At 73.1% G+C, this 24,090-nt stretch carries 25 protein-coding genes and 3 tRNA genes; 13 read left to right on the top strand and 15 right to left on the bottom strand.

Annotation, left to right across the window (positions count from 1 at the left end):
• Positions 1–6: 6 nt before the first annotated feature.
• From IE248_RS37340 to IE248_RS13795, 4 genes are all read right to left on the bottom strand, one after another.
• On the bottom strand, positions 7–375 hold the full coding sequence (locus IE248_RS37340; RefSeq protein ID WP_229895306.1) for a putative antibiotic biosynthesis monooxygenase: 369 nt from the start codon (positions 373–375) through the stop codon (positions 7–9).
• 6 nt (positions 376–381) lie between these two features.
• Entirely contained in the window at positions 382–579 is a 198-nt protein-coding gene (locus tag IE248_RS37335) for a putative antibiotic biosynthesis monooxygenase (protein WP_229895305.1), read from the bottom strand.
• A gap of 13 nt (positions 580–592) precedes the next feature.
• The gene (locus IE248_RS13800) at positions 593–4,045 is read right to left on the bottom strand and encodes a PAS domain-containing protein (protein ID WP_190030876.1); all 3,453 of its coding nucleotides are present in this window, start codon (positions 4,043–4,045) and stop codon (positions 593–595) included.
• Between the two features lie 119 nt (positions 4,046–4,164).
• Entirely contained in the window at positions 4,165–4,620 is a 456-nt protein-coding gene (locus tag IE248_RS13795) for an SSI family serine proteinase inhibitor (RefSeq protein WP_008741005.1), read from the bottom strand.
• A gap of 221 nt (positions 4,621–4,841) precedes the next feature.
• On the opposite strand from IE248_RS13795, the gene IE248_RS13790 reads away from it, so the two are divergent.
• The 12 genes from IE248_RS13790 (at position 4,842) to IE248_RS13735 (ending at position 15,464) form a co-directional block, all read left to right on the top strand.
• Positions 4,842–4,932: transfer RNA gene (locus tag IE248_RS13790), tRNA-Ser, on the top strand.
• A gap of 248 nt (positions 4,933–5,180) precedes the next feature.
• Positions 5,181–5,253: transfer RNA gene (locus IE248_RS13785), tRNA-Arg, on the top strand.
• 221 nt (positions 5,254–5,474) lie between these two features.
• Positions 5,475–5,840, top strand: a complete 366-nt coding sequence (locus IE248_RS13780) for a PH domain-containing protein (RefSeq protein WP_008741003.1) — start codon at positions 5,475–5,477, stop codon at positions 5,838–5,840.
• Positions 5,841–5,964: 124 nt separating this feature from the next.
• Positions 5,965–6,399, top strand: a complete 435-nt coding sequence (locus IE248_RS13775) for an Lrp/AsnC family transcriptional regulator (RefSeq protein WP_008741002.1) — start codon at positions 5,965–5,967, stop codon at positions 6,397–6,399.
• Entirely contained in the window at positions 6,396–7,304 is a 909-nt protein-coding gene (locus IE248_RS13770; RefSeq protein ID WP_190030875.1) for a DUF2797 domain-containing protein, read from the top strand. Before IE248_RS13775 ends, IE248_RS13770 begins: the two co-directional genes overlap by 4 nt.
• A 93-nt stretch (positions 7,305–7,397) precedes the next feature.
• A complete protein-coding gene (locus tag IE248_RS13765; protein WP_037792769.1) occupies positions 7,398–7,739 on the top strand; it encodes an antibiotic biosynthesis monooxygenase family protein in 342 nt (113 codons plus the stop codon).
• Positions 7,714–8,601 (top strand): amidohydrolase family protein, encoded by an 888-nt coding sequence (locus IE248_RS13760; protein WP_190030874.1) that lies wholly within the window; start codon positions 7,714–7,716, stop codon positions 8,599–8,601. Before IE248_RS13765 ends, IE248_RS13760 begins: the two co-directional genes overlap by 26 nt.
• 87 nt (positions 8,602–8,688) lie before the next feature.
• Positions 8,689–9,456, top strand: coding sequence for a response regulator transcription factor (locus tag IE248_RS13755; protein ID WP_008740998.1), 768 nt, complete (start codon positions 8,689–8,691; stop codon positions 9,454–9,456).
• Positions 9,456–11,060 carry a sensor histidine kinase gene (locus IE248_RS13750; RefSeq protein ID WP_373301514.1) on the top strand — a complete coding sequence of 535 codons (1,605 nt, stop codon included), beginning with the start codon at positions 9,456–9,458 and terminating at the stop codon, positions 11,058–11,060. Before IE248_RS13755 ends, IE248_RS13750 begins: the two co-directional genes overlap by 1 nt.
• 25 nt (positions 11,061–11,085) lie before the next feature.
• Entirely contained in the window at positions 11,086–12,366 is a 1,281-nt protein-coding gene (locus tag IE248_RS13745) for a bifunctional glycosyltransferase family 2/GtrA family protein (RefSeq protein ID WP_073797707.1), read from the top strand.
• Positions 12,363–14,639: a glycosyltransferase family 39 protein gene (locus IE248_RS13740; protein WP_190030873.1), complete on the top strand. Its 2,277-nt coding sequence runs from the start codon at positions 12,363–12,365 to the stop codon at positions 14,637–14,639. The genes IE248_RS13745 and IE248_RS13740 overlap by 4 nt, the downstream gene beginning before the upstream one ends.
• A 102-nt stretch (positions 14,640–14,741) precedes the next feature.
• Positions 14,742–15,464 (top strand): TetR/AcrR family transcriptional regulator, encoded by a 723-nt coding sequence (locus tag IE248_RS13735; RefSeq protein ID WP_190030872.1) that lies wholly within the window; start codon positions 14,742–14,744, stop codon positions 15,462–15,464.
• Positions 15,465–15,527: 63 nt separating this feature from the next.
• Here the strand turns inward: IE248_RS13735 and IE248_RS13730 are convergent, their stop codons facing one another.
• Both IE248_RS13730 and IE248_RS13725 read right to left on the bottom strand, forming a co-directional pair.
• Complete coding sequence (locus tag IE248_RS13730; protein WP_465269660.1) at positions 15,528–17,114, bottom strand: MDR family MFS transporter; 1,587 nt, start codon at positions 17,112–17,114, stop codon at positions 15,528–15,530.
• A gap of 83 nt (positions 17,115–17,197) precedes the next feature.
• Positions 17,198–17,650 (bottom strand): MarR family winged helix-turn-helix transcriptional regulator, encoded by a 453-nt coding sequence (locus tag IE248_RS13725; RefSeq protein ID WP_047960622.1) that lies wholly within the window; start codon positions 17,648–17,650, stop codon positions 17,198–17,200.
• A 103-nt stretch (positions 17,651–17,753) separates the two neighbouring features.
• On the opposite strand from IE248_RS13725, the gene IE248_RS13720 reads away from it, so the two are divergent.
• On the top strand, positions 17,754–17,993 hold the full coding sequence (locus tag IE248_RS13720; RefSeq protein WP_008740992.1) for a hypothetical protein: 240 nt from the start codon (positions 17,754–17,756) through the stop codon (positions 17,991–17,993).
• Between the two features lie 103 nt (positions 17,994–18,096).
• On the opposite strand, the gene IE248_RS13715 is transcribed toward IE248_RS13720, so the two are convergent.
• From IE248_RS13715 to IE248_RS13675, 9 genes are all read right to left on the bottom strand, one after another.
• The gene (locus IE248_RS13715) at positions 18,097–18,915 is read right to left on the bottom strand and encodes a hypothetical protein (protein ID WP_229895304.1); all 819 of its coding nucleotides are present in this window, start codon (positions 18,913–18,915) and stop codon (positions 18,097–18,099) included.
• Positions 18,916–18,977: 62 nt separating this feature from the next.
• Positions 18,978–19,817, bottom strand: a complete 840-nt coding sequence (locus IE248_RS13710) for an RNA polymerase sigma factor SigF (protein ID WP_037792764.1) — start codon at positions 19,815–19,817, stop codon at positions 18,978–18,980.
• Positions 19,818–20,037: 220 nt separating this feature from the next.
• Positions 20,038–20,955, bottom strand: coding sequence for an RNA polymerase sigma factor SigF (locus tag IE248_RS13705; protein ID WP_229895303.1), 918 nt, complete (start codon positions 20,953–20,955; stop codon positions 20,038–20,040).
• 263 nt (positions 20,956–21,218) lie between these two features.
• Positions 21,219–21,380, bottom strand: coding sequence for a hypothetical protein (locus IE248_RS13700; protein WP_164496315.1), 162 nt, complete (start codon positions 21,378–21,380; stop codon positions 21,219–21,221).
• A 364-nt stretch (positions 21,381–21,744) separates the two neighbouring features.
• Positions 21,745–22,032: a hypothetical protein gene (locus IE248_RS13695; protein WP_037797861.1), complete on the bottom strand. Its 288-nt coding sequence runs from the start codon at positions 22,030–22,032 to the stop codon at positions 21,745–21,747.
• Positions 22,033–22,239: 207 nt separating this feature from the next.
• Positions 22,240–22,326: transfer RNA gene (locus IE248_RS13690), tRNA-Ser, on the bottom strand.
• Positions 22,327–22,383: 57 nt separating this feature from the next.
• Positions 22,384–22,812, bottom strand: a complete 429-nt coding sequence (gene tadA, locus IE248_RS13685) for a tRNA adenosine(34) deaminase TadA (protein WP_073774149.1) — start codon at positions 22,810–22,812, stop codon at positions 22,384–22,386.
• Between the two features lie 113 nt (positions 22,813–22,925).
• Positions 22,926–23,474, bottom strand: coding sequence for a tRNA adenosine deaminase-associated protein (locus IE248_RS13680; RefSeq protein WP_008740985.1), 549 nt, complete (start codon positions 23,472–23,474; stop codon positions 22,926–22,928).
• A gap of 335 nt (positions 23,475–23,809) precedes the next feature.
• Complete coding sequence (locus IE248_RS13675; RefSeq protein ID WP_037792810.1) at positions 23,810–24,004, bottom strand: hypothetical protein; 195 nt, start codon at positions 24,002–24,004, stop codon at positions 23,810–23,812.
• Positions 24,005–24,090 lie beyond the last annotated feature (86 nt).

The raw sequence follows: 24,090 nt of genomic DNA, 5'->3' as shown, positions 1-24,090 counted from the left end.
CGTGGCTCACTTCGTCAGCCACGGCCGCAGCAGCCTGCTGACGGCCGGCATCGCCAGGTAGGTCATCAGGGTGCTGAAGACGACGGCGAAGGCGGCCGTCCGCAGGACGAAGTGCAGATCCACCAGGTACGGCCCGAGCACCGCGTTGCCCGCGAGCGAGATCGGGAAGATGGCCAGCCCCGAGCTGACCGCCATCTTCCAGCGCGGCGGCGCGGGCCGGGTCGTACCCGGCTTGGCGAACCAGGTCTCCATCCCGTGCAGTTCCCGCCGGGCTATCTCCGTGTGGTGGTGGCCGAGGCAGTTCGAGAACCACTGGGCCCGCTCGGCGGAGTCCTGCCAGCGCTGGAACGCCGCCTCGTTGCGGAAGCGGTGCACCAGGAATCAGGGGCCGCCCTCCGTCGCCGGACGGAACAGTCCGTACCCCAGGTGGTCCGGGAAGGCCGCGGCCGTCTCCAGGATCCCGTGGGCCCACGCCTCGAACGTCTCCTCGTGGCCCGGCTCCACCTGGCGGGCGATGAGCAGGTTCACCTCACCGTTGTCGGCGGGGACGGTGTGCTCGGGCGTGTCGGTGATGGCCATGCGGCCAGGATGACTAGTTGGTTCCGATCTTGGCCAGCAGGTCCACGATGCGGCCCTGTACGTCCGCCGTGTTGGCCCGTTCGGCGAGGAACAGCACGCTCTCGCCCGAGGCCAGCCGCGGCAGTTCGGCGGGCTCGATCCCCGTCGCCGTGTAGACGACCAGCGGAGTGTGGTTCAACTGTCCGTTGGCACGCAGCCAGTCCACGATCCCGGCGCGCCGACGGCGGACCTGCATCAGGTCCATGACCACCAGGTTGGGTCGCATCCGGGTCGCCAGCTCCACGGCGTCGGTGTCGGCCCCGGCCCGGGCGACCTGGAGGCCGCGCCGCTCCAGCGCGGCGGTCAGCGCGGTCGCGATCGCGTCGTGCTCCTCGATCAGCAGCACCCGGGAAGGGTGCTGTTCGCTGTCCCGGGGCGCGAGCGCCTTGAGGAGGACGGCCGGATCGGCGCCGTACGCCGCCTCGCGCGTGGCGTGTCCCAGCCCGGCCGTGACCAGTACGGGCACCTCGGCGGCCACCGCAGCCTGGCGCAGGGACTGCAGGGCGGTCCGGGTGATGGGACCCGTGAGCGGGTCCACGAACAGCGCGGCGGGGAACGCGGCGATCTGCGCGTCCACCTCCTCGCGGGAATGCACGATCACCGGGCGGTAGCCGCGGTCGCTCAGCGCCTGCTGCGTCTGCGCGTCGGGCGCGGGCCACACCAGGAGCCGGCGCGGGTTGTCCAGGGGCTCCGGGGGCAGCTCGTCGTCCACGGGCGCCGGTACGGGCCGGTTGACCACCTCGACGGCGCCACCGGGGCCGTCCAGCGGCTCGGGGCCCTCGGCGGAGCCCGCTTCGGGAGCCCCTATGGCGAACGCCCGCCCCTGGGGCGCGGGCTCGGCGAGCCGGCGACGGCGTCCGGAGCCGGAGGCGTCTACGGAGATGCCCTGGCCCAGGGTGCCGAGCGCACGCACGCTGATCGGCTGCCCTGACTCAGCCGGGGCCTCCTGGGGACGACGGGCACCGGGTACGGAGAGCGGCCCCGCGGCGGAGTCGTCCTCGTCGGGGGTCCGCGCCGCCGGTACGGGCCACGCGGGGGTCGCGGGCAGTGCACGGCGCCGCCCCGTCGGGGGCACCGTCTCCCCGGACTCCGGCGCCGCCTCGGGGGCCTGCGCGTCGGGAGCCTCGGGCTGCGCCGCGGGGGCGCTCAGGGTCCGGCGGGCACGACGGCCGGCCGGGGCTTCGCCCTCGGCGTCGGTCCCGGCGGGAGCGGGCACCGCACCGGCCATGGCGGGGGCCTGCGGTGCGGAAGGCGCGGGCTGCGCGGAAGGTGCCGGAGGGGCGGAAGGAGCGGAAGGAGCCGGAGGAGTCTGCGAAGCCGGCGGAACCGGCGCGGCGGCCTGGCCGGGCGCGGCGGCGGGGGTCGGTCCGGCCGGCAGCGCGAAGCCGCCCTCGGGCGCGATCGGCCGTACCGGAGCCGCGGCCGGAGCGGCGGGGGCGAGCCCGGTCGCCGGCACCGGACCACCGGCCTGCGCGGCCGGGCCGGCCGGACCCAGCGCCCTGCGGCGCGCGGCCGGATGCTCGGTCACCGGGATCGGGGGCACCGGCACGGGCGGCAGCGCGGGCATGGCGGTGCCCTGCGGGGGCACCGGCCGCCCGGAGCCGCCCTGGCCGCCCTCGCCGCTGCCGTCGCCGTCCCGGCCGCGACGGCGCCCGGTGCCCAGGCCCGCCGGGTTCACCGGGGACTGCGCGAGCTCGGGGCCCGCGTCACGGGCACCGGCCTCGCCGCCCCGCCGCCGCCCGGACGGCAGCGCCAGCGCGCCCCCGCCCTCGCGGCCCTCGGGAGCCTTGGCGGAGGCCGCCGCGGCGTCGGCCGCCTCGTCTTCCAGGAACGCGTCCACACCGCGCCGGGCACGCCGCCCGGCGGGACCCGCGGGCCCGCCGGCCTTGGCCGCGTCACGGTCGCCGCCCTCGCCGCCCCCGGCCGCCTTGTCGCCTTCCGGCTCCTCCGCCGGCTCGGGCAGCGTCACCGTCCCGGCCCCCGCGCCCAGCGGAAGCTCCAGCACGTACGCCCCGCCCGGAGCACCCGGCACCTCGACCGTCTGGAGCACCCCGCCGTGCGCGGTCACGATGCCCCGCACGATCGGCTCGTGCACCGGGTTGCCGCCCTCGTAGGGGCCGCGCACCTCGATCCGTACGACATCGCCCCGCTGCGCGGCGGCCACCACGATCGTGGAGTCCATGTACCCGCTGCCCTGGGGCGTCTTGCCGGTGGCGTCCACCCCGGCGACATCCGCGACCAGGTGCGCGAGCGCGGTCGAGATCCGCTCCGCGTCCACCTCGGCCTCGATGGTCGGCGCGTGGATGGCGAACTGGGCCCGCCCGGGCCCGATCAGCTCGACGGCGCCGTCGACACCGGCCGCGACGACCGTGTTGATCAGGACCTTCTTCTTCGCGAGCCTGTCCGTGCCCGCGTCCAGGCGCTGGAAGCCGAGCACGTTGTCCACCAGCGTGGTCATCCGGGAGTACCCGGCGGCCAGATGGTGCAGCAGCTGGTTGGCCTCCGGCCACAGCTGGCCCGCGTCGTCGGCGGCCAGCGTCGCCAGCTCCCCGCGCAGTTCGTCCAGCGGACCGCGCAGCGAGTCGCCGAGCACGGCCAGCAACTGGGCGTGGCGCGCGGCGAGGGCGTCGTAGCGGCGCCGGTCGGTGAAGGTCATCACGGCGCCGACGAGCAGCTCGCCGTCCCGTACGGGAGAGGTCGTCAGGTCCACGGCGACCGGCTGCCCGGCCTTGTTCCACAGGACCTGGCCGCGGACCCGGTGCTTGCGGCCGCTGCGCAGGGTGTCGGCGAGCGGGGACTCCTCGAAGGGGAACGGCGAACCGTCGGCGCGCGAGTGCTGGATCAGCCCGTGCAGCTCGCGGTTGCCGAGGTCGGTGGCGCGGTAGCCGAGGATCTGGGCCGCGGCCGGGTTGACCAGGACGACCCGGCCGTCCGTGTCGGTGCCCACGACGCCCTCGGCGGCCGCCCGCAGGATCATCTCGGTCTGGCGCTGCGAGCGGGCCAGCTCGGCCTCGGTGTCCACGGTCTCGGAGAGGTCCCGTACGACGAGCATCAGCAGCTCGTCGCCGGTGTACGAGGGCTGGGGCTCGCGGTAGGCGTCACGGCCGTCGAGATGGGCGCTGGTGACCTCGACGGGGAACTCGGAGCCGTCGGTACGGCGCGCGATCATCCGCTGTGGTTTGGCGCGCCCGCCCTCGTCCTCGCCGGGCCGGCGCATGGAGCCGGGGATCAGCTTGGAGTCGAACTCGGGCAGGAGGTCGAGCACCCCGCGGCCGACGAGCCCGGTGCCGGGGCTCTCCATGACCTCAAGGGCGATCGAATTCGCGTTGACGACCGTGCCGTTGGCGTTGACGAGCAACAGCGCGTCCGGAAGAGCGTCGAGTATTGCTGCGAGGCGAGCAGCGCCTCGGGATGGCCTGCTGCTCACGACGAGCTTCCTCCCTGACCACAACTACCGGCATGTCACGGGAGGAGTCTAAGCGCACTGCCCCGCGGCGGGGTGGCGGATGCGGGTGCGGAACCTCCACATCCCGGCATCCTCCCTGGTCAGGCGCGCGCGGGCGGAAGCACAGGTTCCAAATCGTTCCAACGGCTGATCTCACAGCCGTTCTTCCTCCGGAACGTGGTGTCCACTTTGTGTCCCTGCCAGGTGCCGGTGACATGGGCGGTGGCCGGACCACCGTCCTGCATCGTGCACAGCTGCCGCCTGTTGTCGGCCGCGAAGGGGTCTTTGCCCGCTTTCGCGAACTCGCCGAGGCGGGCGCACGCCTGCTCGGCCTCGGGGTGGTTGCCGCCGACGGGTTCGCACTCCAGCAGGTACTCGCCGTCGGCCAGCGGATTGCCGGTGCCGGAGACGACGATGGTGAGGCGGTCGGGCTGCCCCCCGTTCAGCAACCGGGTCACGGGCAGCGAGGACAGCGGTGGCAGCGGAGGCCCGGCGGCGGCCAGTGCGGCCGGGGCGGCCAGGGCGGAAGTGACGGCGAAGGCGGCGAGACGCAGCATGGTGCACTCCAGGTCGTCCGTACGCGTACGCCTGATCAACGACGCGCGTGCCCCGACGTTGCGTACGGGGGCACGTTCGATTGCGTCGCCGCCTCCGGGTGCGGGCGCGGGGATAAGGCTTTGCCCTGCGGCCTCCGCTGCTTGTACCGTGGGAGCGGATTGGTGAGCGGCCCCCGGGCTGTGTCATCATCTGCACGCACCCTCGTACGCGGGGGTGTGCTGGAGGCGTCGCCTAGTCCGGTCTATGGCGCCGCACTGCTAATGCGGTTTGGGGCTTACCCCCCATCGAGGGTTCAAATCCCTCCGCCTCCGCACCTTGCGAAGCCCCGGTCCTCACGGACCGGGGCTTCCGTGCGTTCGGGCCCCGTTCCCGCGCGGAGCACCCCGGGACCTGCGGCCCGCCCCTCCTCAACGCCGCCGCCGATCACCGTCGAATGATCTTCGTTCTGGCCGTTTCCGCAGGTCAGAGGCGGTTCGCCTAATGGATTTCGCGTCCCGCCGAGGTCCATGTATTGTTGTTCTCGCAAGGCCAACGGGGCGCAAAACCCCGGGAAGCCCAAGCACTCGTAGCTTAACGGATAGAGCATCTGACTACGGATCAGAAGGTTGCAGGTTCGAATCCTGCCGAGTGCACAGCCGAAGAGGCCCCCCGGTTCGCCGGGGGGCCTCTTGCGTTGTCCGGTGTGGTTCTGGGTTCACCTCTCCTCCTCTGTGGGGAGGGGTGGCTCGGGGGAGCTTCCGGGTTCGGGTCGGTCCGGCGGGGGACGTGGGGGGCCGGGGGCCTGGCTACGGTTTCGGGAGATCGTCCGGAACGGCCCCGTGGCCGGTTCCGGCACCGGCAAAGGGGGACTCTCATGGGCCTGTTCGGGAACGCGCACTCCACCGATCCGGCGACGGCGCAGCGCGACTACGCGCGGCTGCTCGGCCAGGGGGAGCAGGTGCACGCCGCCTACCTGCTGATACGCGACACGATCCTGTTCACCGACCGGCGGCTGGTGCTCATCGACAAGCAGGGGCTCACGGGCAAGAAGGTCGAGTACCACTCGGTCCCGTACCGGAGCATCACGCACTTCTCGGTGGAGACGGCCGGCCACTTCGACCTCGACGCCGAGCTCAAGATCTGGATCTCGGGCACGGCCGCGCCGATCGAGAAGACGTTCACCAAGGGAGTGAACATCTACGAGGTGCAGGCGATCCTCACCGAGTTCGTCGCCCGCTGACCGGGGCGGTGGAAGTCCCCCTCGGTCCGGGATGGATTTTCGAATCTTGTTCGGTGTGATGGTGGGATTGCAGGATCAGGTACCGTCTGCGCAAGAACTGACGGGCCGGTGGAAGGAAGATCGCGTGGACGACATCGACCGGGCGCTCGTCCGGTGCCTCCAGGAGGACGCGGGTCAGTCGTACGCCGTGCTCGGCGCGGCCGTCGGGCTGTCGGCCGGGGCCACCCACGAGCGGGTGCGCAAACTGCGCGAGCGCGGGGTGATCCGGCGGACGACGGTCGACGTGGACCCGGCCGCGGTCGGCATCGGGGTGCTGGCCTACGTCATGGTCGACTCCAACGCGTGGATGGGTGACTCGGGGGCCGCCTTCGAGGGCATCGCCGAGATCCAGGAAGCGCACGTCATCGCGGGCAGTGCCTCCGTGCTGGTGAAGGTGCGCACGGCGTCGACCGAGCAGCTGCAGGACGTGCTGCGCCGCCTCTACGCCATCGAAGGCGTCAGCGGCACCCACGCGACCGTCGTGCTGGACACCTTCTTCGAGCGCCCGCTCCCGCTGTGACCTGGTGGTGCACCGGCATCCGGTGGAGCGGCGGGAGCCCGGCCATCGGCTGGTACGGGGAGGGGCGCGGGGAGCGCACCAGCCCGCTCGCGTACGGCCGGCCCCTGGCGTTCGCCGCGCGGGGCGAGCGCCACTGCCTCGGCGTGTGGCGGGCCGGGAAGCGGACGGCCTGTCCGACGGCCCGGGCGGTGCCGGGGCGGACCGGGAGCGCGCAGTGCCCCGAGTGCGCCCGGCTGGACCGGTCGTTCTCCGTCGCCGCCGACACCAACGCCGCCGATCCGCGGACCTACCGGGTCTACCTGGCTTGGTTCGGGCCCGGGATGGTCAAGGTCGGCATCACCGCCGAGGAGCGCGGCGCGGCCCGGCTGCTGGAGCAGGGCGCGGTGACCTGGACCTGGCTGGGGCGGGGGCCGCTGATGGCCACCCGCCGCACCGAGGAACTGCTGCGGGCGGCGCTCGGGGTGCCCGACCGGATCGCGTACGCCCGCAAGCGCGCCGTACGGGACCGGTTGCCGCCGGCCGCCGAGCGGGCCGGGGAGGTCGCCGAGCTGCACGCCCGGGCCGCGGCGCTGCCGGGCTGGCCGGATTCGCTGGAGCGGCTGGGCTGTGAAGTCACCGACCATGCCGGGGCGTTCGGGCTGGCCGGGCTGCCGGTCGCCACGCGGGTGGTCACGGAGCTGGTGCCCGGCGGGACCGTGGCGGGGCTGCTGGCGGGAGCCGCCGGGCCGGACCTGCACTTCGCGGACGGGCTCGTGGTGGACACCCGGCTGCTGGCCGGCTGGGAGCTGACGGCTCCCGCGGCGGACGGGGCGGGCCGCGGCTCCCGTTCCGGGCCCGGCACCGACGTGCCCGTCGCGGAGATCGCGCCCGCCGGTCCCGCCGCCGAGCAGGACGGGCTGTTCTGAGACTGCCGTCCAAGGTCAAGACTTGGATCCCGTTGGCCTCCGGGGCCCCATTCCGCTGGACACGCCGGGGGGCCGCCGCCGAGGGTGGAGGGCATGAGCATCCAGCCCGTACAGGCATTCGAACCGCCGTACTTGATGGCCGTTTTCACCAATGTCCGCACCCCTGACGAGACCGGATACCCCGAGACGAACGCCCGGATGAACGAGATCGTCCGGGCGAACCCGGGTTTCCTCGGATACGAGTCCGCGCGGACCCCCGGCGGCCTCGGGATCACCGTCGCCTACTTCCGCGACCACGCCTCCCTGGCCGCCTGGCGCGAGGACATGGAACACCAGGCGGCCATGAAGCGCGGCCGCGCCGACTGGTACGAGAGCTACACCCTGCACGTCGGGACCGTCGAGCGGAGCCATGGCTTTGTCCGCGACCACGGCTGAGGCCCTGCGCGCCTTCCGGGAGCGGCTCGGACTGCCCGGACTGGTCGACGTCCACACGCACTTCATGCCCGAGCGGGTCCTGTCGAAGGTGTGGGACTACTTCGACGCGGCCGGCCCGCTGACCGGCGTCGCATGGCCCATCACCTACCGGCACGAGGAGGAGCAGCGGGTCGCGCTGCTGAGGGAGTTCGGGGTCCGGGCCTTCACCGCCATGGTCTACCCGCACAAGCCCGGGATGGCCGCCTGGCTGAACTCCTGGTCCGCCGGCTTCGCGGCGCGGACCCCCGACTGCCTGCACACCGCGACCTTCTTCCCGGAGGAGGGCGCGGCGGCGTACGTCCGGCAGGCCGTGGAGGGGGGCGCCCGGATCTTCAAGGCGCACATCCAGGTCGGCGGCTACGACCCGAACGACGGTCTCCTCGATCCGGTCTGGGGGCTGCTCGCCGAAGCCGGCATCCCCATCGTGATCCACTGCGGGTCGGGGCCCGCCCCGGGCAAGCACACCGGGCCCGGGCCGGTCGCCCGGCTGCTGTCCCGGCACCCGGCGCTGCCCCTGGTCATCGCGCACATGGGCATGCCCGAGTACACGGACTTCCTCGACCTGGCCGACCGGTACGCGCAGGTCCGGCTCGACACCACCATGGCGTTCACCGACTTCTCCGAAGGGATCAGCGGGTTCCCGCCGGGCGAACTGGGCCGGCTCGCCGACCTCGGCGACCGCATCCTGCTGGGCACCGACTTCCCGAACATCCCCTATCCCTACGAGCACCAGCTCGACGCCCTCGACCGCCTGGGGCTGGGCGACGACTGGCTGCGCGCCGTCTGCCACGACAACGCGGCCGGGCTCTTCCGGCTCGTCTGAGGGGCCCCCCGGGGCCGCCGCCCGTTTCTCAGGAAATTCACAGGAAGGGCCAAGGACGCTCTCAGAGCCGCCGGTCAGCGTGGCCCCATGACAGCGACGACCACCTCCCACGCGTCCACGTCCACCAGCAACCCCACGGCCCTCGTCCGGCCCGACGGCGGCCCCTGCCGGGTGCTCGTCGTCGACGACGAGGCCTCGCTCTCCGAGCTGCTGTCCATGGCCCTGCGGTACGAGGGCTGCGAGGTCCGCAGCGCGGGCGACGGGGCGGGAGCGGTGCGGGCGGCCCGGGGATTCCGGCCCGACGTCGTGGTCCTCGACATCATGCTCCCCGACATGGACGGGCTGGCCGTCCTCGGACAGCTGCGCCGGGAGATCCCGCAGGTCCCGGTGCTCTTCCTGACCGCCAGGGACTCCGTCGAGGACCGCATCGCCGGCCTGACGGCGGGCGGCGACGACTACGTCACCAAGCCGTTCAGCCTGGAGGAGGTCGTGGCCCGGCTGCGCGGACTGGTCCGGCGCTCGGGCGCGGCCCAGGCGGCGCGCGGCGGCTCCGTCCTGGCCGTCGGTGACCTGCGGCTGGACGAGGACAGCCACGAGGTGACCCGGGGCGGCCAGGAGGTCCACCTGACGGCCACCGAGTTCGAGCTGCTGCGCTACCTGATGCGCAATCCGCGCCGGGTGCTGAGCAAGGCGCAGATCCTGGACCGGGTCTGGTCGTACGACTTCGGCGGCCAGGCCAACGTGGTCGAGCTGTACATCTCCTACCTGCGGCGCAAGCTGGAGGCCGGTACCGGTCTGCCGCCGATGATCCACACCCGGCGCGGCGCCGGCTACCTGATCAAGCCGGCCGAGTAGTGGCACCCGGACTCGCGCGCGGACCCCGCCGGGCCAAGGGCGAGCCCCGCGAGGCCCCGGAGCCCCGCCGACGGCGGCTGTGGCGGCCCTGGTCCCTGCGGACCCGGCTGGTCGTCTCCGCCGTCGCGCTGATCGCCGTCGTCGGCGCCGCCATCGGCGCCGTCACCACCCTCTCCCTGCGCTCGTACCTCGTCGACAGGCTCGACGACCAGCTGCGCACCTCCGTCGGCATGGCCACCCGCGGTCCCGGCGGGAAACCGCTCCGCGAGAGCGGGCTCGGCTTCGTCATGGCCCCCGGCACCCCGCTCGGCACCGTCGGGATCCGCCTCGACGCCGACGGCAACGTCCTCGGCTCCGCCCGCAGCGACGCCATCGGCGGACCCTCGCTCGACCACCGCCAGCCCCTCACCGACGCCCAGACGGCGGTCCTCACCCAGGCCGTCCGCAAGGCCGCCGCGCAGAGCCGGCCCGATCCGGTGGACCTGGAGCTGCCCGAACTCGGCGGCTACCGGGTGCTGACCGCCCCCGAGGGGAGCCTGCTCCTCGGCTTCCCGCTCGACGACGTCGACTCCACCGTGCGCACCCTGATCGCGGTCGAGGTCTTCGTCACCCTGGCCGGTCTCGTCGCCGCCTCCCTCGCCGGACAGGCCCTCGTCGGGGTCGCCCTGCGCCCGCTGCGCCGGGTCGCCGCGACCGCCACCCGAGTATCCGAACTGCCCCTGCACAGCGGCGAACCCGCCCTGCACGAGCGGGTCCCCGATGCCGAGGCCGACCCGCGCACCGAGGTCGGCCAGGTCGGCGCCGCCCTCAACCGGATGCTGGGCCATGTCTCCTCGGCCCTCACCGCCCGCCAGCAGAGCGAGACACGGGTCCGGCAGTTCGTCGCCGATGCCAGCCACGAGCTGCGCACCCCGCTGGCCTCCATCCGCGGCTACGCCGAACTCACCCGCCGGGGCAGGGAGGAGCCCGGGCCCGACACCCGGCACGCCCTGGGCCGGATCGAGTCCGAGGCCACCCGGATGACCGGGCTGGTCGAGGACCTGCTGCTGCTGGCCCGGCTCGACGCGGGCCGCCCCCTCTCCCGTACCGACACCGACCTCGCCCCGCTGGTCGTGGACGCCGTCAGCGACGCCCGGGCCGCCGGGCCCGTGCACCACTGGCGCCTGGAACTCCCCGACGGACCCGCGCCCATCCGCGCCGACCCGGCCCGGATCCAGCAGGTCCTGGTGAACCTCCTCGCCAACGCCCGCACCCACACCCCGCCGGGCACCACCGTGACCGCCCATGTTTCACGTGAAACACGCGCCGTCCGGCTACGGATCGAGGACGACGGACCGGGCATCGCGCCCGATCTGCTCCCCCACGTCTTCGAGCGCTTCGCGCGCGGAGACGCCTCCCGCTCCCGCTCGGCGGGCTCCACCGGCCTCGGGCTCGCCATCGTCGCGGCCGTGGTCTCGGCGCACGGCGGACAGGTCGACGTGGCGAGCGAACCCGGACGCACCCGCTTCGAGGTCCTGCTGCCCCTCGACGACCGCGACGAGGACATCGCGGACCTGGTCCCGGCCGACTCACAGACAGGCCACAGGCTCACCACACAGCGGTGACAGGCCGCCCGGCGAATGTCGGTCCATGAGAACCGACACCTCTCCCGGACCCGGTGCCCTCCCGGCCCGGGCGCCCCTCGCGCTCGTGCCGGGGATGCCCGTACTCGACGTGGTGATCCCGGTGTTCAACGAGGAGAAGGACCTCGGGCCGTGTGTGCGCCGGCTGCACGAGCACCTCACCCGCACCTTCCCGTACCCCTTCCGCATCACCATCGCCGACAACGCGAGCACCGACCGCACCCCCGAGGTCGCGGCCGCCCTCGCCACCACCGTCGAGGGCGTCCGCAGCACCCGGCTGGAGGAGAAGGGCCGCGGCCGCGCACTGCGCACCGTGTGGTCCCGGTCGGAAGCGCCCGTCCTCGCGTACATGGACGTGGACCTCTCCACCGACCTCAACGCACTGCTGCCGCTGGTCGCCCCGCTGATCTCCGGGCATTCCGACCTCGCGATCGGCACCCGGCTGGCCCGCTCCTCGCGCGTGGTGCGGGGAGCCAAGCGGGAGTTCGTCTCCCGCGCCTACAACCTGCTGCTGCGGTCCTCCCTCGCCGCCCGGTTCAGCGACGCCCAGTGCGGCTTCAAGGCCATCCGCAGGGAGGTCGCCGAGCGGCTGCTGCCGCTGGTCGAGGACTCCGGCTGGTTCTTCGACACCGAGCTGCTGGTGCTCGCCGAGCGGGCCGGGCTGCGGATCCACGAGGTGCCGGTCGACTGGGTGGACGACCCCGACTCCACCGTCCACATCGTGCGCACCGCCACCGACGACCTCAAGGGCGTCTGGCGGGTGGGCCGGGCGCTGGCCGTCGGAGCGCTCCCCCTCGACCGGCTCGCCCGCCCCTTCGGCGACGACCCGCGCGACCGCACCGCGCTGCCCGGCGTACCGCGCGGACTGGCCCGCCAGCTCCTCGGCTTCTGCGCCGTCGGACTGCTCAGCACCCTGCTCTACCTGCTGCTGTACTCCGCCTTCCGGTCCGGGACCGGGCCACAGCTCGCCAACGCCGCCGCGCTGCTGCTCTCGGCCGTCGCCAACACCGCCGCGAACCGGCGGCTCACCTTCGGGGTCCGCGGCCGGGACCGGGCCGTGCGCCACCAGGCCCAGGGCCTGCTGGTGTTCGGCATCGGACTGGCCCTGACCAGCGGCTCGCTGGCCGCGCTCGACGCGGCCGTACCCGCCCGGTCCGCCTCCCACAGCACCGAACTGGCCGTCCTGATCGCCGCCAACCTCGCCGCCACCGTGCTGCGCTTCCTGCTCTTCCGCGCCTGGGTCTTCCCCGACCGGCGCGCCACCTCCGCGAAGGACGACAACCGATGACCACGGCCGTACCACCCCTGGGCTCACCCTTCCCGGAACGGGGCCCGAACGCGGCGGCGGACGCCGCGACGGACCAGGCGCCCGCCACGGCGGCCACCGCGCCACGGCCCCGCTGGGAACGCCCCGCCTACCTCGCGCTGCTCCTCGGCACCGCCGCGCTGCTCCTGTGGAACCTGAGCGCCTCCGGCTACGCGAACTCCTTCTACTCCGCCGCCGTCCAGGCGGGCAGCGAGAGCTGGAAGGCCTTCTTCTTCGGCTCCTCCGACGCGGGCAACTCCATCACCGTCGACAAGCCCCCGGCCGCCCTGTGGCCGATGGCGCTGTCGGTCCGGCTGTTCGGGCTCGGCTCCTGGCAGATCCTCGTCCCGCAGGCCCTCATGGGCGTCGGGACGACCGCCGTCCTCTACGCCGCCGTACGCCGCCAGTTCGGGCCCGCGGCCGCGCTGCTGAGCGGCGTGACCTTCGCGCTGACCCCGGTCGCCGCGCTGATGTTCCGCTTCAACAACCCCGACGCGCTGCTGACCCTGCTGCTGACCGTCACCGTGTACTGCGTCCTGCGCGCCCTCGACGGGGCGCACACCAAATGGCTCGTCCTGGCCGGCGCCGTGATCGGTCTCGCCTTCCTCACCAAGACGCTCCAGGCGTTCGTCATCCTGCCGCCGCTCGCCCTGCTCTACGCCGTCTGCGCGCCCACCCGGCTGCGCCGGCGGCTCGGCCAGCTGCTGCTCGCCGGGCTCGCCATGGTGGTGGCCGGCGGCTGGTGGGTGGCGATCGTCGAACTCTGGCCGGCCGGCTCGCGCCCGTACATCGGCGGCTCCCAGAACAACTCCTTCCTGGAGCTGACCCTCGGCTACAACGGCCTCGGCCGCATCAGCGGCGACGAGGTCGGCAGCGTCGGCGGCGGCGCCCGCCGCGCGGGCGGAGCCGGCGCGGGCGGTGGGGGCGGAGGCTGGGGCGAGACCGGGATCGACCGGCTCTTCTCGGCCAACATCGGCGGTCAGATCTCCTGGCTGCTGCCGGCGGCCCTGATCATGCTGGTGGCCGGTCTGGTCATCACCTGGCGGGCCCGCCGGGCCACCGACTCGGTGGAGAGCATGGCCCGCGCGGCCTTCCTGGCCTGGGGCGGCTGCCTGCTGATCACCGGGCTGATCTTCAGTTACATGCAGGGCATCTTCCACGAGTACTACACCGTCGCGCTGGCGCCGTTCGTGGCCGCGCTGGTCGGCATGGGCGTCGCCGTGCTGTGGGAGGAGCGGGGCGGCCTGGCCGCCTCCCTCACCCTTTCCGCGACCGTCGCGCTGACCGCGTGGTGGTCGTACGCACTGCTCGGCCGGGCCTCCGGTTACCTGCCGTGGCTGCGCTGGACGGTGCTGGCCGCCGGTCTCCTCGCGGCGGCCGGGCTGCTGATCGGCTCGCGGTGGCGGCCGGGGTCGCGGACGGGCGGCCGGCTCCTGCGGGGCGCGGCGGCGCTGGGCGTGGGCGCGGCACTGGCCGGGCCCTTCGCGTACTGCCTGACGACGGTGGACTCCGGGCGGAGCGGTTCGATCGTGACGGCCGGGCCCGCGGTGGCGGGCGGCGCCGGCGGTCCGGGCGGCATGCGGTTCAAGCGGGCGGCCGCCGAGGGCTTCCGGGGCGGTTTCCCGGGCGGCCCGCAGGGCGCAACCCAGGGCGCGCCGCAGGGTGGTTTCCCGGGCGGTGCGCAGGGCGGTCCCCAAGGTGGCATGCCAGGCGGCGCTCCCCAGGGCGGGCAGGCCGGAGCGGCCCCCGGCGGCCAGGGTGGCCAGGGTGTTCCCGGCGCGGCCGGTGGCGCCGGAGGGCGCGGCGCCCGCAGTGCCATGGGCGGCCCCGGCGGCGGCCTGCTGAACGGGACCAAGGCGAGCGCCGAGGCGACGGCCGCGCTGCGCGCGAACGCGGGCGGCTACACCTGGGCGGCGGCAGCCGTCGGCGCGCAGAACGCGGCGAGCTACCAACTGGCCTCGGGCGAGCCGGTGATGCCGATCGGCGGGTTCAACGGCAGCGACCCTTCGCCGACGCTCGCGAAGTTCCAGGAGTACGTCAAGGCGGGGAAGATCCACTACTTCATCGGGCAGAACGACGGTGGCACCGGCGCGGAGGGCGGCCAGGGCGCGCGCGGCGGGGCCGGCGGCCCCGGCGGACCCGGAGGCGGCACCAGCAGCGCCATTGCGGAGTGGGTGAAGGCCGGCTTCAAGGCCACCACGATCGGCGGGGCCACCTTCTACGACCTCACGGCGCCGGTGTCCGGCACGTCCTGATCCGGCCGGAACACGGGACGCACCCCCTAGCATCGAGAGGAGCATCAACAGGGCGGACCGGGCATTCCGGGCTGATCCGCCTGTCGTGAGGAGGGTGCCTCCGTGGTGACCGCGGCCGATCCCGAGGAGACCCGGACCAGCGTCTGGCTGACCGCCAGGCCCGCCGCCCCGGCCAGACGCCGCAGCGAGGCGCCGTCCGGCCTCGACCGGGAGCGGATCACCGCGGCGACGGTCCGGCTCCTCGACGCGGAGGGGCTGGGCCGGTTCTCGATGCGGCGGCTCGCGGCCGAGCTGGGGGTCACCGCGATGTCCCTGTACTGGTACGTGGACACCAAGCACGACCTGCTCGAACTCGCCCTGGACCGGGCGCTGGGAGAACTCGCGCTGCCGGCCGCGCCGGACCCAAAGCCCGAGTCACCGCCCGAGGCACTGCCCGAGTCACCGCCCGAGGCGGGATCCGAGGCGGGGCCCGGGACGGGGCCTGCGGCCTGGCCCGGTCGGCTGCGGGTGCTGGCATGCGGGTACCGGAAGCTGCTGGTGGCCCACCCGTGGGTGGCCCCGCTCACCGCCGCGTACCCGAACATCGGGCCGCACGCCCGGGCCTTCGACGCCGCTCTGCAGCGGCTGCTCGACGCGACCGGCCTCGCGGAGGCCCGCCGGACCGGCGCCCATCTGGCCGTCTCGTACTTCCTCCACGGCTGCGGGGGCGCGGCCCGGCGGTTGCCCGAAAGGGACTTCCGCCTCGCGCTCGACGTCCTGATCGCGGGCATCGGGGGCGTCGCAGGCATCGGGGGCGTCGCGGGGAGCGCGGCCAAGACCGCCTAGGACGGAACGACCGCGGGGCCGGGGCCTGATGGCCCCGGCCCCGCGGTCGTCGTCGCTCCGCCGTCAGGCCTGCGCCCGGGCCGCCTCCACGGTGGCCGGGGCCTCCGCGGCCGCCTCCGCCGCGCCGGATGCCTTCGGGGCGTGGGCGGCCGGCTTCGACTTCAGCGCGACCTCCTTGATGAACAGCACCAGCACCAGCGAGAGCAGCGCGAACGGGGCCGCGTAGAGGAACACGTCGCCGACGCCGTGCCCGTACGCGGACTCGAAGACCTGGCGGAACGGCGCGGGCAGCTTGTCGAGGTCGGGGATCCCGCCCCCGGCGGTGCCGCCGTGGCCCAGGGCCGCCGCCTTCGGGCCGAGCGCGGTCAGGCCGTCCTGGACGTAGGAGGTGACCCGGTTGGCCATCACCGCGCCGAGCGCCGAGACGCCCATGGCGCCGCCGAGCGAGCGGAAGAAGGTGACGACCGAGCTGGCCGCGCCGAGGTCCTCGGGGGCGACCTGGTTCTGCGTGGCGAGCACCAGGTTCTGCATCATCATGCCGAGGCCGAGTCCGGTCAGCGCCATGTAGATGGCGATGTGCCAGTACGGGGTGTCGTACCGCAGGGTGCCCAGCATGCCCAGACCGGCCGTCAGGAGCACGCCGCCGGAGACGAGCCAGGCCTTCCACTTACCGGTCTTGGTGATCACCTGACCGGAAAGGGTGGAGGAGACGAAGAGCCCGCCGATCATCGGAATCGTGAGGATTCCGGACATCGTGGGGGACTCGTTGCGGGCCAGTTGGAAGTACTGGCTGAAAAACACGGTGCCCGAGAACATCGCGATGCCGACGAACAGCGAGGCCGCCGAGGCCAGGCTGATGGTCTTGTTGCGGAACAGCCGCAGCGGGATGATCGGGTCGCTCGCCCGGGACTCGACCAGGATGAACAGCAGGCCGAGCGCCACCGCGCCGCCGGTCATGGCCCAGGTCTGCCAGGAGATCCACTCGTAGGAGTCGCCGGCCTGGGTGACCCAGATCAGCAGCAGGGACACGGCCCCGCTGATCAGGAAGGCGCCGAGCCAGTCGACCTTGACGTCGCGCCGGACGACCGGGAGGTGCAGGGTCCGCTGGAGGACGATCAGCGCGATGATCGCGAAGGGGACGCCGACGTAGAAGCACCAGCGCCAGCCGAGCCACGAGGTGTCCGTGATGACGCCGCCGAGCAGCGGGCCGCCGACGGTGGCGACGGCGAAGACCGCGCCGAGGTAACCGCTGTACCGGCCGCGCTCGCGCGGGGAGATCATCGCGGCCATCACGATCTGTGCGAGGGCGGAGAGGCCGCCGACGCCGATGCCCTGGACCACGCGGCAGGCGATGAGCATGCCGGTGTTCTGGGACAGGCCGGCCACGACCGAGCCGAGCACGTAGATGACCAGGGATATCTGGACCAGCAGCTTCTTGCTGAAGAGGTCGGACAGCTTGCCCCACAGCGGGGTCGCGGCCGTCATCGACAGCAGGGCGGCCGTGACCACCCAGGTGTAGGAGGACTGGGTGCCGCCGAGGTCGCTGATGATCTGCGGCAGTGCGTTGGAGACGATCGTCGAGGACAGGATCGCCACGAACATGCCGAGCATCAGCCCGGACAGCGCCTTCATGATCTGGGCGTGGGTCATGGGGGCGCTGTCGGACGTGGTCTCCGACCGGCCGCCTTCCCGCACACCGCCTGGTGTGGTCGTAGCCATGTGTTTCCTTTGCTCTAGAAGCTCGATCGGAGTCGGGCCAGCAGGGTGTTCAGTACGTCGATGTCTTCGGCCGGCCAGTCGGCCAGGGCTCTTTCCAGTGCGCCGGTGTAGCGGGCGCTCAGGTCGGCCAGCAGGGCCACCCCGGCCGGGGTGAGGCGCAGGATCCGGCAGCGGGCGTCGCCGGGGTCGGTCTCGCGGGCGATCCAGCCGTGGTCCGCCACGTACGTGACGTGGCGGCTGGTCACCGAGACGTCGACCGCCATCAGCTCGGCGAGCCGGCTGAGCCGCATTTCGCCGTGCCTCTCCAGCACGGTCAGGACGGCCGCAGCGCCGGGCGGGCAGTCCGGGGGGAGGTGGCGGGCGAGGTCGCGCTTGACCGCGCCGATGCCGGTGAGCTGGCGGGCCAGCTCCTCGTACGTGCCCCGAGCCGCTCGTACGGCCTGAATCGTCACCGGGCTGCCCCCCATCTCGTTGCTTAGAGCAACCATAGGATCAGATGGTTGCTACAGGCAAATTAATGGAGGGGGGTGAGCGGTAAAGGAATCGGAAAACCCGCTAGGGTCCTGCTCCATGGCTGACAACCACACCACACAGGGCCCCGAGGGCAACTACGACCCCGCGGGCAGCACCCAGATGTTCCGTGCGTTCGTCGAGGAGGCCGCGCCGACCGGGCCCACGACGCCGGGGGCGCGGACGCAGCGGCGCGCGGCGGCCCGGCAGGAATCCGGATCGTCGACGGGCGCGCGGATCGGGCTGGCGTTCGGTCTGCTGCTCATCATCGCGGCGGCGGCCTGGCTGACGCTCCGCTAGAAGTCGCTTTCGCTCGGACGCCGTTCGCCCGGGCGCCGTTCGCTCGGGCGTCGTTCGCTCGGGCCCGGCCCGCCCAGGCCCGACCTGCCCAGGCCCGGCCCGCTCAGGACCAGGTCGCCGTGACGTTCCGGGTCTCCACACGCATGCCCAGCGGGACGCGCCATGCCTCCAGGCAGACCGTGTAGGTCCGGGTCGCGGCCGTGCCCCCGGCGATCGGGGCCGGGAGGGGCTGGGCCGTGGTGATCGTGGCCCAGTCGATGCCCAGGGCCCCGATGATGTGCGTCGCGAAGGTCACCGTGCCCGAACGGGCCGCGGCGCCGCCGGTGTTGGTGAACGTGACGGTGACCCGCTCGCACCACCGGTCGGAAGCCGCCGCGCGGGCCGGAGGGCTCAGGGTCAGCTTCGCCGGGGTGGCCGGACCGCCGCCGCCCGGAGGTGTGGTGGGCGCGGTCGGCGTGGCCGGGCCCGGGGTTCCGGGCCTCGGGGTGGCGGGCTGGGTGGCGGCGGGCCCGCCGGAAGGGGCTCCGGGGCCGGGTGGGCTGCCGCCCGGGGCGGGTGAGGTGCCGGGCCGCGTCGCGGAGCCGCCGGGTGCGGCGGGCGGGCCCGCGCCCGGGGTGGAACCGGCCGCGCCCTCGGATCCCGGGGCACTGGCCGACGTACTCGACGAGGCGGACGACGCGGACGACGCGGGCGACCCAGCGGAGCCGGCCGGCGCGTCCGGTGCGGAGAGTGGCTGGAATTCGACCCCGCTCCGGGGTGCCACGTTCTCCCCCGCGCCCCGTTCGGGACCCGGGGCCGCGGCCCCCACGGCCACGTAGCCGTCCGGTGCCGGGCCGCCGCATCCCGTGAGGGCGACGACGGCCGTACCGCACAGGGCGAGCCAGGCGAACGTGCCTCGTGGTGCCCGTGGTCCCCTTCGCATCGCGCCAGTGTCACTGACGCTCCGTCAAATGGGAACCCGGGTGCGGCGGATGCGCGGCCGGGCTACTCGCCGATCAGGCCCAGGCGCAGCTGCGCGAGGGTGCGGGTGAGCAGCCGGGAGACGTGCATCTGGGAGATGCCGACCTCCTCGCCGATCTGCGACTGCGTCATGTTGGCGAAGAACCGCAGCATGATGATCTGCCGTTCCCGGGGCGGGAGTTTGGCCAGCAGCGGCTTCAGCGACTCGCGGTACTCGACGCCTTCGAGCGCGGTGTCCTCGTAGCCGAGGCGGTCCGCGAGCGAGCCCTCGCCGCCCTCGTCCTCGGGGGAGGGCGAGTCGAGCGAGGAGGCCGTGTACGCGTTCCCGACGGCGAGGCCGTCGACGACCTCCTCCTCCGACACCCCGAGCACGGCGGCGAGTTCCGGCACGGTCGGCGAGCGGTCGAGCTTCTGGGCGAGCTCGTCACTGGCCTTGGTGAGGGCGAGACGGAGCTCCTGGAGGCGGCGCGGGACGCGCACCGACCAGGAGGTGTCCCTAAAGAATCGTTTGATCTCGCCCACGACGGTCGGCATCGCGAACGTCGGGAACTCCACGCCGCGTTCGCAGTCGAACCGGTCGATCGCCTTGATCAGGCCGATCGTGCCGACCTGGACGATGTCCTCCATCGGCTCGTTGCGGCTGCGGAACCTGGCGGCCGCGTACCGCACCAGCGGCAGGTTCAGCTCGATCAGGGTGTCGCGTACGTAGGCCCGTTCGGGGCTGTCCGCGTCCAGGGCGGCCAGTCGCTGGAAGAGGGAGCGGGAGAGGGTGCGGGTGTCGATGGCTTCCGAGCGGTTGGACACTGCCGGCAGCTCACGCTTGACGAGCGTGAGCACCTTGGAGCTGCCCTGGTCTACGGACATGCCACCCCCTTGAGGTCGCGGACGGTCGCGTTCTCTGCGCGCCCGTCGGAGGAACGCAGCCTCCACCTGAATACCGGAGGCGGGGCTGCGGCAAACGCGGTTCCAGCAGAATGTCACATGTCGGCAACACGCTGTAGCGCCATGTCGACATGTAGTTCCAGCGACAGACCGGAATGAGCCCGTTCTGCCGGAATCGCGGAGCGATCTCCACTCGAACCGGTTACGCCTCGATCCTGTTTGCGGATCGCAGCCGGGCGAAGCTCCGGGCGAGCAGCCGGGACACGTGCATCTGGGAGACGCCCAGCTCGGCACTGATCTGTGACTGCGTCAGATTGTTGTAGTACCGCAGGAGCAGGATCCGCTGTTCGCGCTCGGGCAGCTGTACGAGGAGGTGGCGGACCAGGTCGCGGTGCTCGACCCCGGCCAGCTCCGGGTCCTCGTAACCGAGCCGGTCGAGCAGCCCGGGCAGCCCGTCGCCCTCCTGGGCGGCTTCGAGCGAGGTGGCGTGGTAGCTCCGCCCGGCCTCGATGCAGGAGAGCACCTCCTCCTCGGTGATCCGCAGCCGCTCGGCGATCTCGGGCGTCGTCGGGGTGCGGCCGTGGAGGGTGGTGAGGTCCTCGGTGGCCGCGTTGACCTGGACCCACAGCTCGTGGAGCCGGCGCGGTACGTGGACGGTGCGGACGTTGTCGCGGAAGTACCGCTTGATCTCTCCCACGACCGTCGGCATGGCGAAGGTCGGGAACTGCACCCCGCGGTCCGGGTCGAAGCGGTCGATCGCGTTGATCAGGCCGATGGTGCCGACCTGGACCACGTCCTCCATCGGCTCGTTGCGGCTGCGGAAGCGGGCGGCCGCGTACCGGACGAGCGGGAGGTTGGCCTCGATCAGGGCGCCGCGCACCCGGGTGTGCTCGCTGGTGCCGGGCTGGAGGCCCTTCAGCTGGCCGAACAGCACCTGGGTGAGGGCCCGGGTGTCCGCGCCCCGGCTCTGCGGTCTGGGGGCGGGCGGGGGCTGCTGCGGGGGCTCCGCCGGAGGGTCCTGCGGGGCGTCCTGCTGGGGCGGGACCTGGGAGTCGTGCGGGGAGTCCCGGGCGTCCCGGGCATCCCTGGCATCCCGGGCGTCGTCCTGCTGGGGTGGCACCTGAGGCGCTGTACTGGCCGGCACGGTCACGCCACCCCTTCAGTCGACTATCCGTCAAAAGCGGTCATAGCATCACAAGACATGTGCATTGTGTGCAAGCACCGTATATCGCCGTGTTGAGGGCAAGTTGGGCGTATTGGGGCGTGCAGGCTATCGCCGTGCAAGGCCCCGGACCCGGCGCCGGACCGCACCGGAACACGAAAAGCCCCCCACGTGCGCGAGTGGGGGGCCGGACGGCCGAAGAACCGATTCAGCGCAGAGGCTCAGCGCACCAGCTCGGTCATGAACGCGCCGATCGCGTGGGCGGCGTCGGAGATGCCCTGGAAGCCGAGGAGCACGAGGTCCGCCGCCTTCACCGGCTCGGTGATGATCACGAAGAGCACGAACACGACGAGCGCGCCCATGACAAGCTTCTTGGTCTCCATGAGCGGTGTCGGCCTCCCCAACCGGTACTGCAAAGTCGGGTGAGTCTAACCGGTCGGGTTTGGACACTCACCCGGCCTTTAAGGACCAAGGACCCGGTGGTCCGGGTCCTTTGGCGGTCCGCCCGGGGGCGGGGGGAGCGCAGGATGGGAGGCGAGCCCGCCGGTTCTGGCAGGAAACCGGTGGGTGAGGGACAGGGCCTGACTGCGGGGTCCGAGCCGTCGGCTTCCCCCTGACGCGGCGCGGACTGGCAGGTCCGTCCTCGTCGGGGGAAGTGGCTTGTCCCCCCGACGCCACTTCCCCCGTCCCGTCCCGTACGTCGAAGGCCCCGATCCCGGTCGGGGCCTTCTTCGCGTTCCGGAGGTCCTACTGGATGGCGCCGGCCAGGTCCGTGATCGGCTGTACGGGGGCGATCACGGGCGCCAGCTGGTTCGGCAGGTCCATCAGCTGGTTCAGCTGGTTCAGGTCGTTGAGCTTGGCGCCGATGTCCTGGACCGAGTTCGGTGTGGCCCCCTCCGGCATCCCCGGGGCCGCCGTCGGCAGGTCCGGAAGGGTGAGCGGGGCGATCGGGGCGGCGGAGGCGGCCGGCGCGGCGAGGCCCGCGGCGGCCCCCGCGAGGGCGATGGCGGCGAGCATGCGCTGGGTCTTGGTCATGCCGTGACAACGGCCGAGCGGGCGGCCGGTCACGCGGATGTCCCCCGTAGGGCCCTCGGCCGCCCGGCGCGGCCGCGGAGGCGGGCCGCGGACGCGGGCCCCGTATCCCGCTTCCGGACCTCGGTTCCGGACCCCCGGCCACCGCCGCGTGCGCACCGGAAAACGCCGAGAGCCCCGACCCTTGCGGGGCGGGGCTCTCGATCAGAGCGGTAGCGGTGGGATTTGAACCCACGGATAGCTTGCACCATCACACGCTTTCGAGGCGTGCTCCTTCGGCCGCTCGGACACGCTACCGAGAGAGAGCTTAGCCCAAGGTGGCCCGTGCTCTGAAATCCGTATCCGCGGGGCCCGTCAGAGATCGCGGAAGAAGTCCGTGAGCTGCCGGGCGCACTCCTCGGCGAGCACCCCGCGGATCACCTCCGGCCGGTGGTTGAGCCTGCGGTCCCGTACGAGGTCCCACAGCGACCCCGCCGCGCCCGCCTTCTCGTCCCCCGCCCCGTAGACGACACGGGCCACCCGCGCCTGTACGAGCGCGCCGGCGCACATCACGCACGGCTCCAGGGTCACCACCAGGGTGCACCCCGGAAGCCGCCATTCCCCGAGCTCGGCGGCCGCCCGGCGCAGTGCCAGCACCTCGGCGTGCGCCGTGGGATCGCCGGTGGCCTCCCGTTCGTTGTAGCCGGTGGCGAGGAGTTCCCCGTCCGGGCCGAGGACGACGGCGCCGACCGGCACGTCGCCGGCCGGTACCGCCCGGGCGGCCTCCCGGAGCGCCAGGCGCATGGAGGACCGCCACGGGTCCCGGACGGGATCGCCGACGCCACCGGGGTCGCGTGCGGGATCCCGGCCGGGATCGGAACCGGGGTCGTGCGTAGAGGTCGCGTACGGGTCGGTCACTAGCGGACGGCCTCCAGCACCTCGGTGGCGCCGAGCGAGTCGGCGATCTCCGAGAGGGCGTCCCCGTCGAGGGTCATCAGTTGTTTGTGGCTCACCCCGAGGTCGTCCAGCAGCCGGGGATCGCCGAGCGGACCGGCCGGTACCGGCTCCGCGCCGGTCCCGCCCTTCTCGTCCGCGTCGTCGTCCTCGTCCGTGAACGCGGCGATGGATTCCTCCTCGCCGTCCTCGGTGCCGTCCAGGTCCAGCTCGTCGAGTTCGTCGTCCTCCTCGTCGCTGCCGAGCAGCTCGTCGGTCAGCATCGAGCCGTAGGAGCTGCGGGAGGCCGCGGAGGCGTTGGATACGAAGTACCGCGGGTCCTCCTCGCCGTCCACGCGGACGACGCCGAACCAGGCGTCCTCCTGCTCGATGAGGGCGACCACCGTGTCGTCGTCGACAGCGGCGGACCGGGCGAGATCGATCAGATCACTCAGAGACTCGACATCGTCGAGTTCCATGTCGCTCGCTTCCCACCCGTCTTCGGTGCGCGCGAGCAGTGCGGCGAAGTACACCGTGACTCTCCCACTGGTCATAGGCGTGCCGGTTGGAGGTCCCCCCGGCCGGAGGTTGGGGGTGGAACGGCCGTCGTGCTCACCGTTCATGCCCCGCCCAATCGGCATCGTGGCAGAAACAGCGGCTTTGCGAGAGGTCTTCCGCGCTGCGTCGTTCCGTGCCGTGTGCTCGGCGGCTCTTACGGGGCCTGCCCGGCGGGGCTCCGAACGGGCTCGGCGAGGCGCCGGCGCGGCGCCGGAACGGCTTCCGGGGACCCGGTTCGGCGCCCGGCGCGGCGGTTGCTGCGTGTGGCGGTACGAGGGTCACCCGGCGGGGCGCGGCGCACCCCGGCGGACTACCAGCGGAAGGTGCGCATGCGCATCTGCTGGCGCATCCGGGCCGCGCGGGCGCGCCGGGGCTGGACGCGGTCGCGCAGCTCCCGCGCCTCCATCAGGTCGCGCAGGAACTGCGCGCGGCGCGCCCTGCGCTGCGCCGGCGTCTCCGGCGCGTGGAGCTCGTCGCTGTCGTCGGTCGGGTGCACGTCGGGCATCGGCAACCACCCCGGGCTGGTCCGGTCGTCCTCCTCCGCCGGCGCGAAGCAGTCCCCCCGCACCCACCTTCCCCCCGATGGCCCGA

It is taken from the genome of Streptomyces goshikiensis (assembly GCF_014650555.1).
Taxonomy (GTDB): domain Bacteria; phylum Actinomycetota; class Actinomycetes; order Streptomycetales; family Streptomycetaceae; genus Streptomyces; species Streptomyces goshikiensis.
The sequence above is the reverse complement of the archived record's forward strand: the minus strand, read 5'-3'. Positions and strand labels throughout refer to the sequence as shown.

Excerpts from the sequence above, each read along its gene's own strand:
- IE248_RS13715 (WP_229895304.1), bottom strand. The coding sequence starts at position 18,915 with ATGCGAAGGGGACCACGGGCACCACGAGGCACGTTCGCCTGGCTCGCC.
- IE248_RS13745 (WP_073797707.1), top strand. The coding sequence starts at position 11,086 with ATGAGAACCGACACCTCTCCCGGACCCGGTGCCCTCCCGGCCCGGGCG.
- IE248_RS13755 (WP_008740998.1), top strand. The coding sequence starts at position 8,689 with ATGACAGCGACGACCACCTCCCACGCGTCCACGTCCACCAGCAACCCC.
- IE248_RS13695 (WP_037797861.1), bottom strand. The coding sequence starts at position 22,032 with ATGACCAAGACCCAGCGCATGCTCGCCGCCATCGCCCTCGCGGGGGCC.
- IE248_RS13740 (WP_190030873.1), top strand. The coding sequence starts at position 12,363 with ATGACCACGGCCGTACCACCCCTGGGCTCACCCTTCCCGGAACGGGGC.
- IE248_RS13710 (WP_037792764.1), bottom strand. The coding sequence starts at position 19,817 with ATGTCCGTAGACCAGGGCAGCTCCAAGGTGCTCACGCTCGTCAAGCGT.
- IE248_RS13795 (WP_008741005.1), bottom strand. The coding sequence starts at position 4,620 with ATGCTGCGTCTCGCCGCCTTCGCCGTCACTTCCGCCCTGGCCGCCCCG.
- IE248_RS13675 (WP_037792810.1), bottom strand. The coding sequence starts at position 24,004 with ATGCCCGACGTGCACCCGACCGACGACAGCGACGAGCTCCACGCGCCG.
- tadA (WP_073774149.1), bottom strand. The coding sequence starts at position 22,812 with ATGCGCCTGGCGCTCCGGGAGGCCGCCCGGGCGGTACCGGCCGGCGAC.
- IE248_RS13730 (WP_465269660.1), bottom strand. The coding sequence starts at position 17,114 with ATGACCCACGCCCAGATCATGAAGGCGCTGTCCGGGCTGATGCTCGGC.
- IE248_RS13765 (WP_037792769.1), top strand. The coding sequence starts at position 7,398 with ATGAGCATCCAGCCCGTACAGGCATTCGAACCGCCGTACTTGATGGCC.
- IE248_RS13720 (WP_008740992.1), top strand. The coding sequence starts at position 17,754 with ATGGCTGACAACCACACCACACAGGGCCCCGAGGGCAACTACGACCCC.
- IE248_RS13760 (WP_190030874.1), top strand. The coding sequence starts at position 7,714 with ATGGCTTTGTCCGCGACCACGGCTGAGGCCCTGCGCGCCTTCCGGGAG.
- IE248_RS37335 (WP_229895305.1), bottom strand. The coding sequence starts at position 579 with ATGGCCATCACCGACACGCCCGAGCACACCGTCCCCGCCGACAACGGT.
- IE248_RS13780 (WP_008741003.1), top strand. The coding sequence starts at position 5,475 with ATGGGCCTGTTCGGGAACGCGCACTCCACCGATCCGGCGACGGCGCAG.
- IE248_RS13700 (WP_164496315.1), bottom strand. The coding sequence starts at position 21,380 with ATGGAGACCAAGAAGCTTGTCATGGGCGCGCTCGTCGTGTTCGTGCTC.
- IE248_RS13725 (WP_047960622.1), bottom strand. The coding sequence starts at position 17,650 with ATGGGGGGCAGCCCGGTGACGATTCAGGCCGTACGAGCGGCTCGGGGC.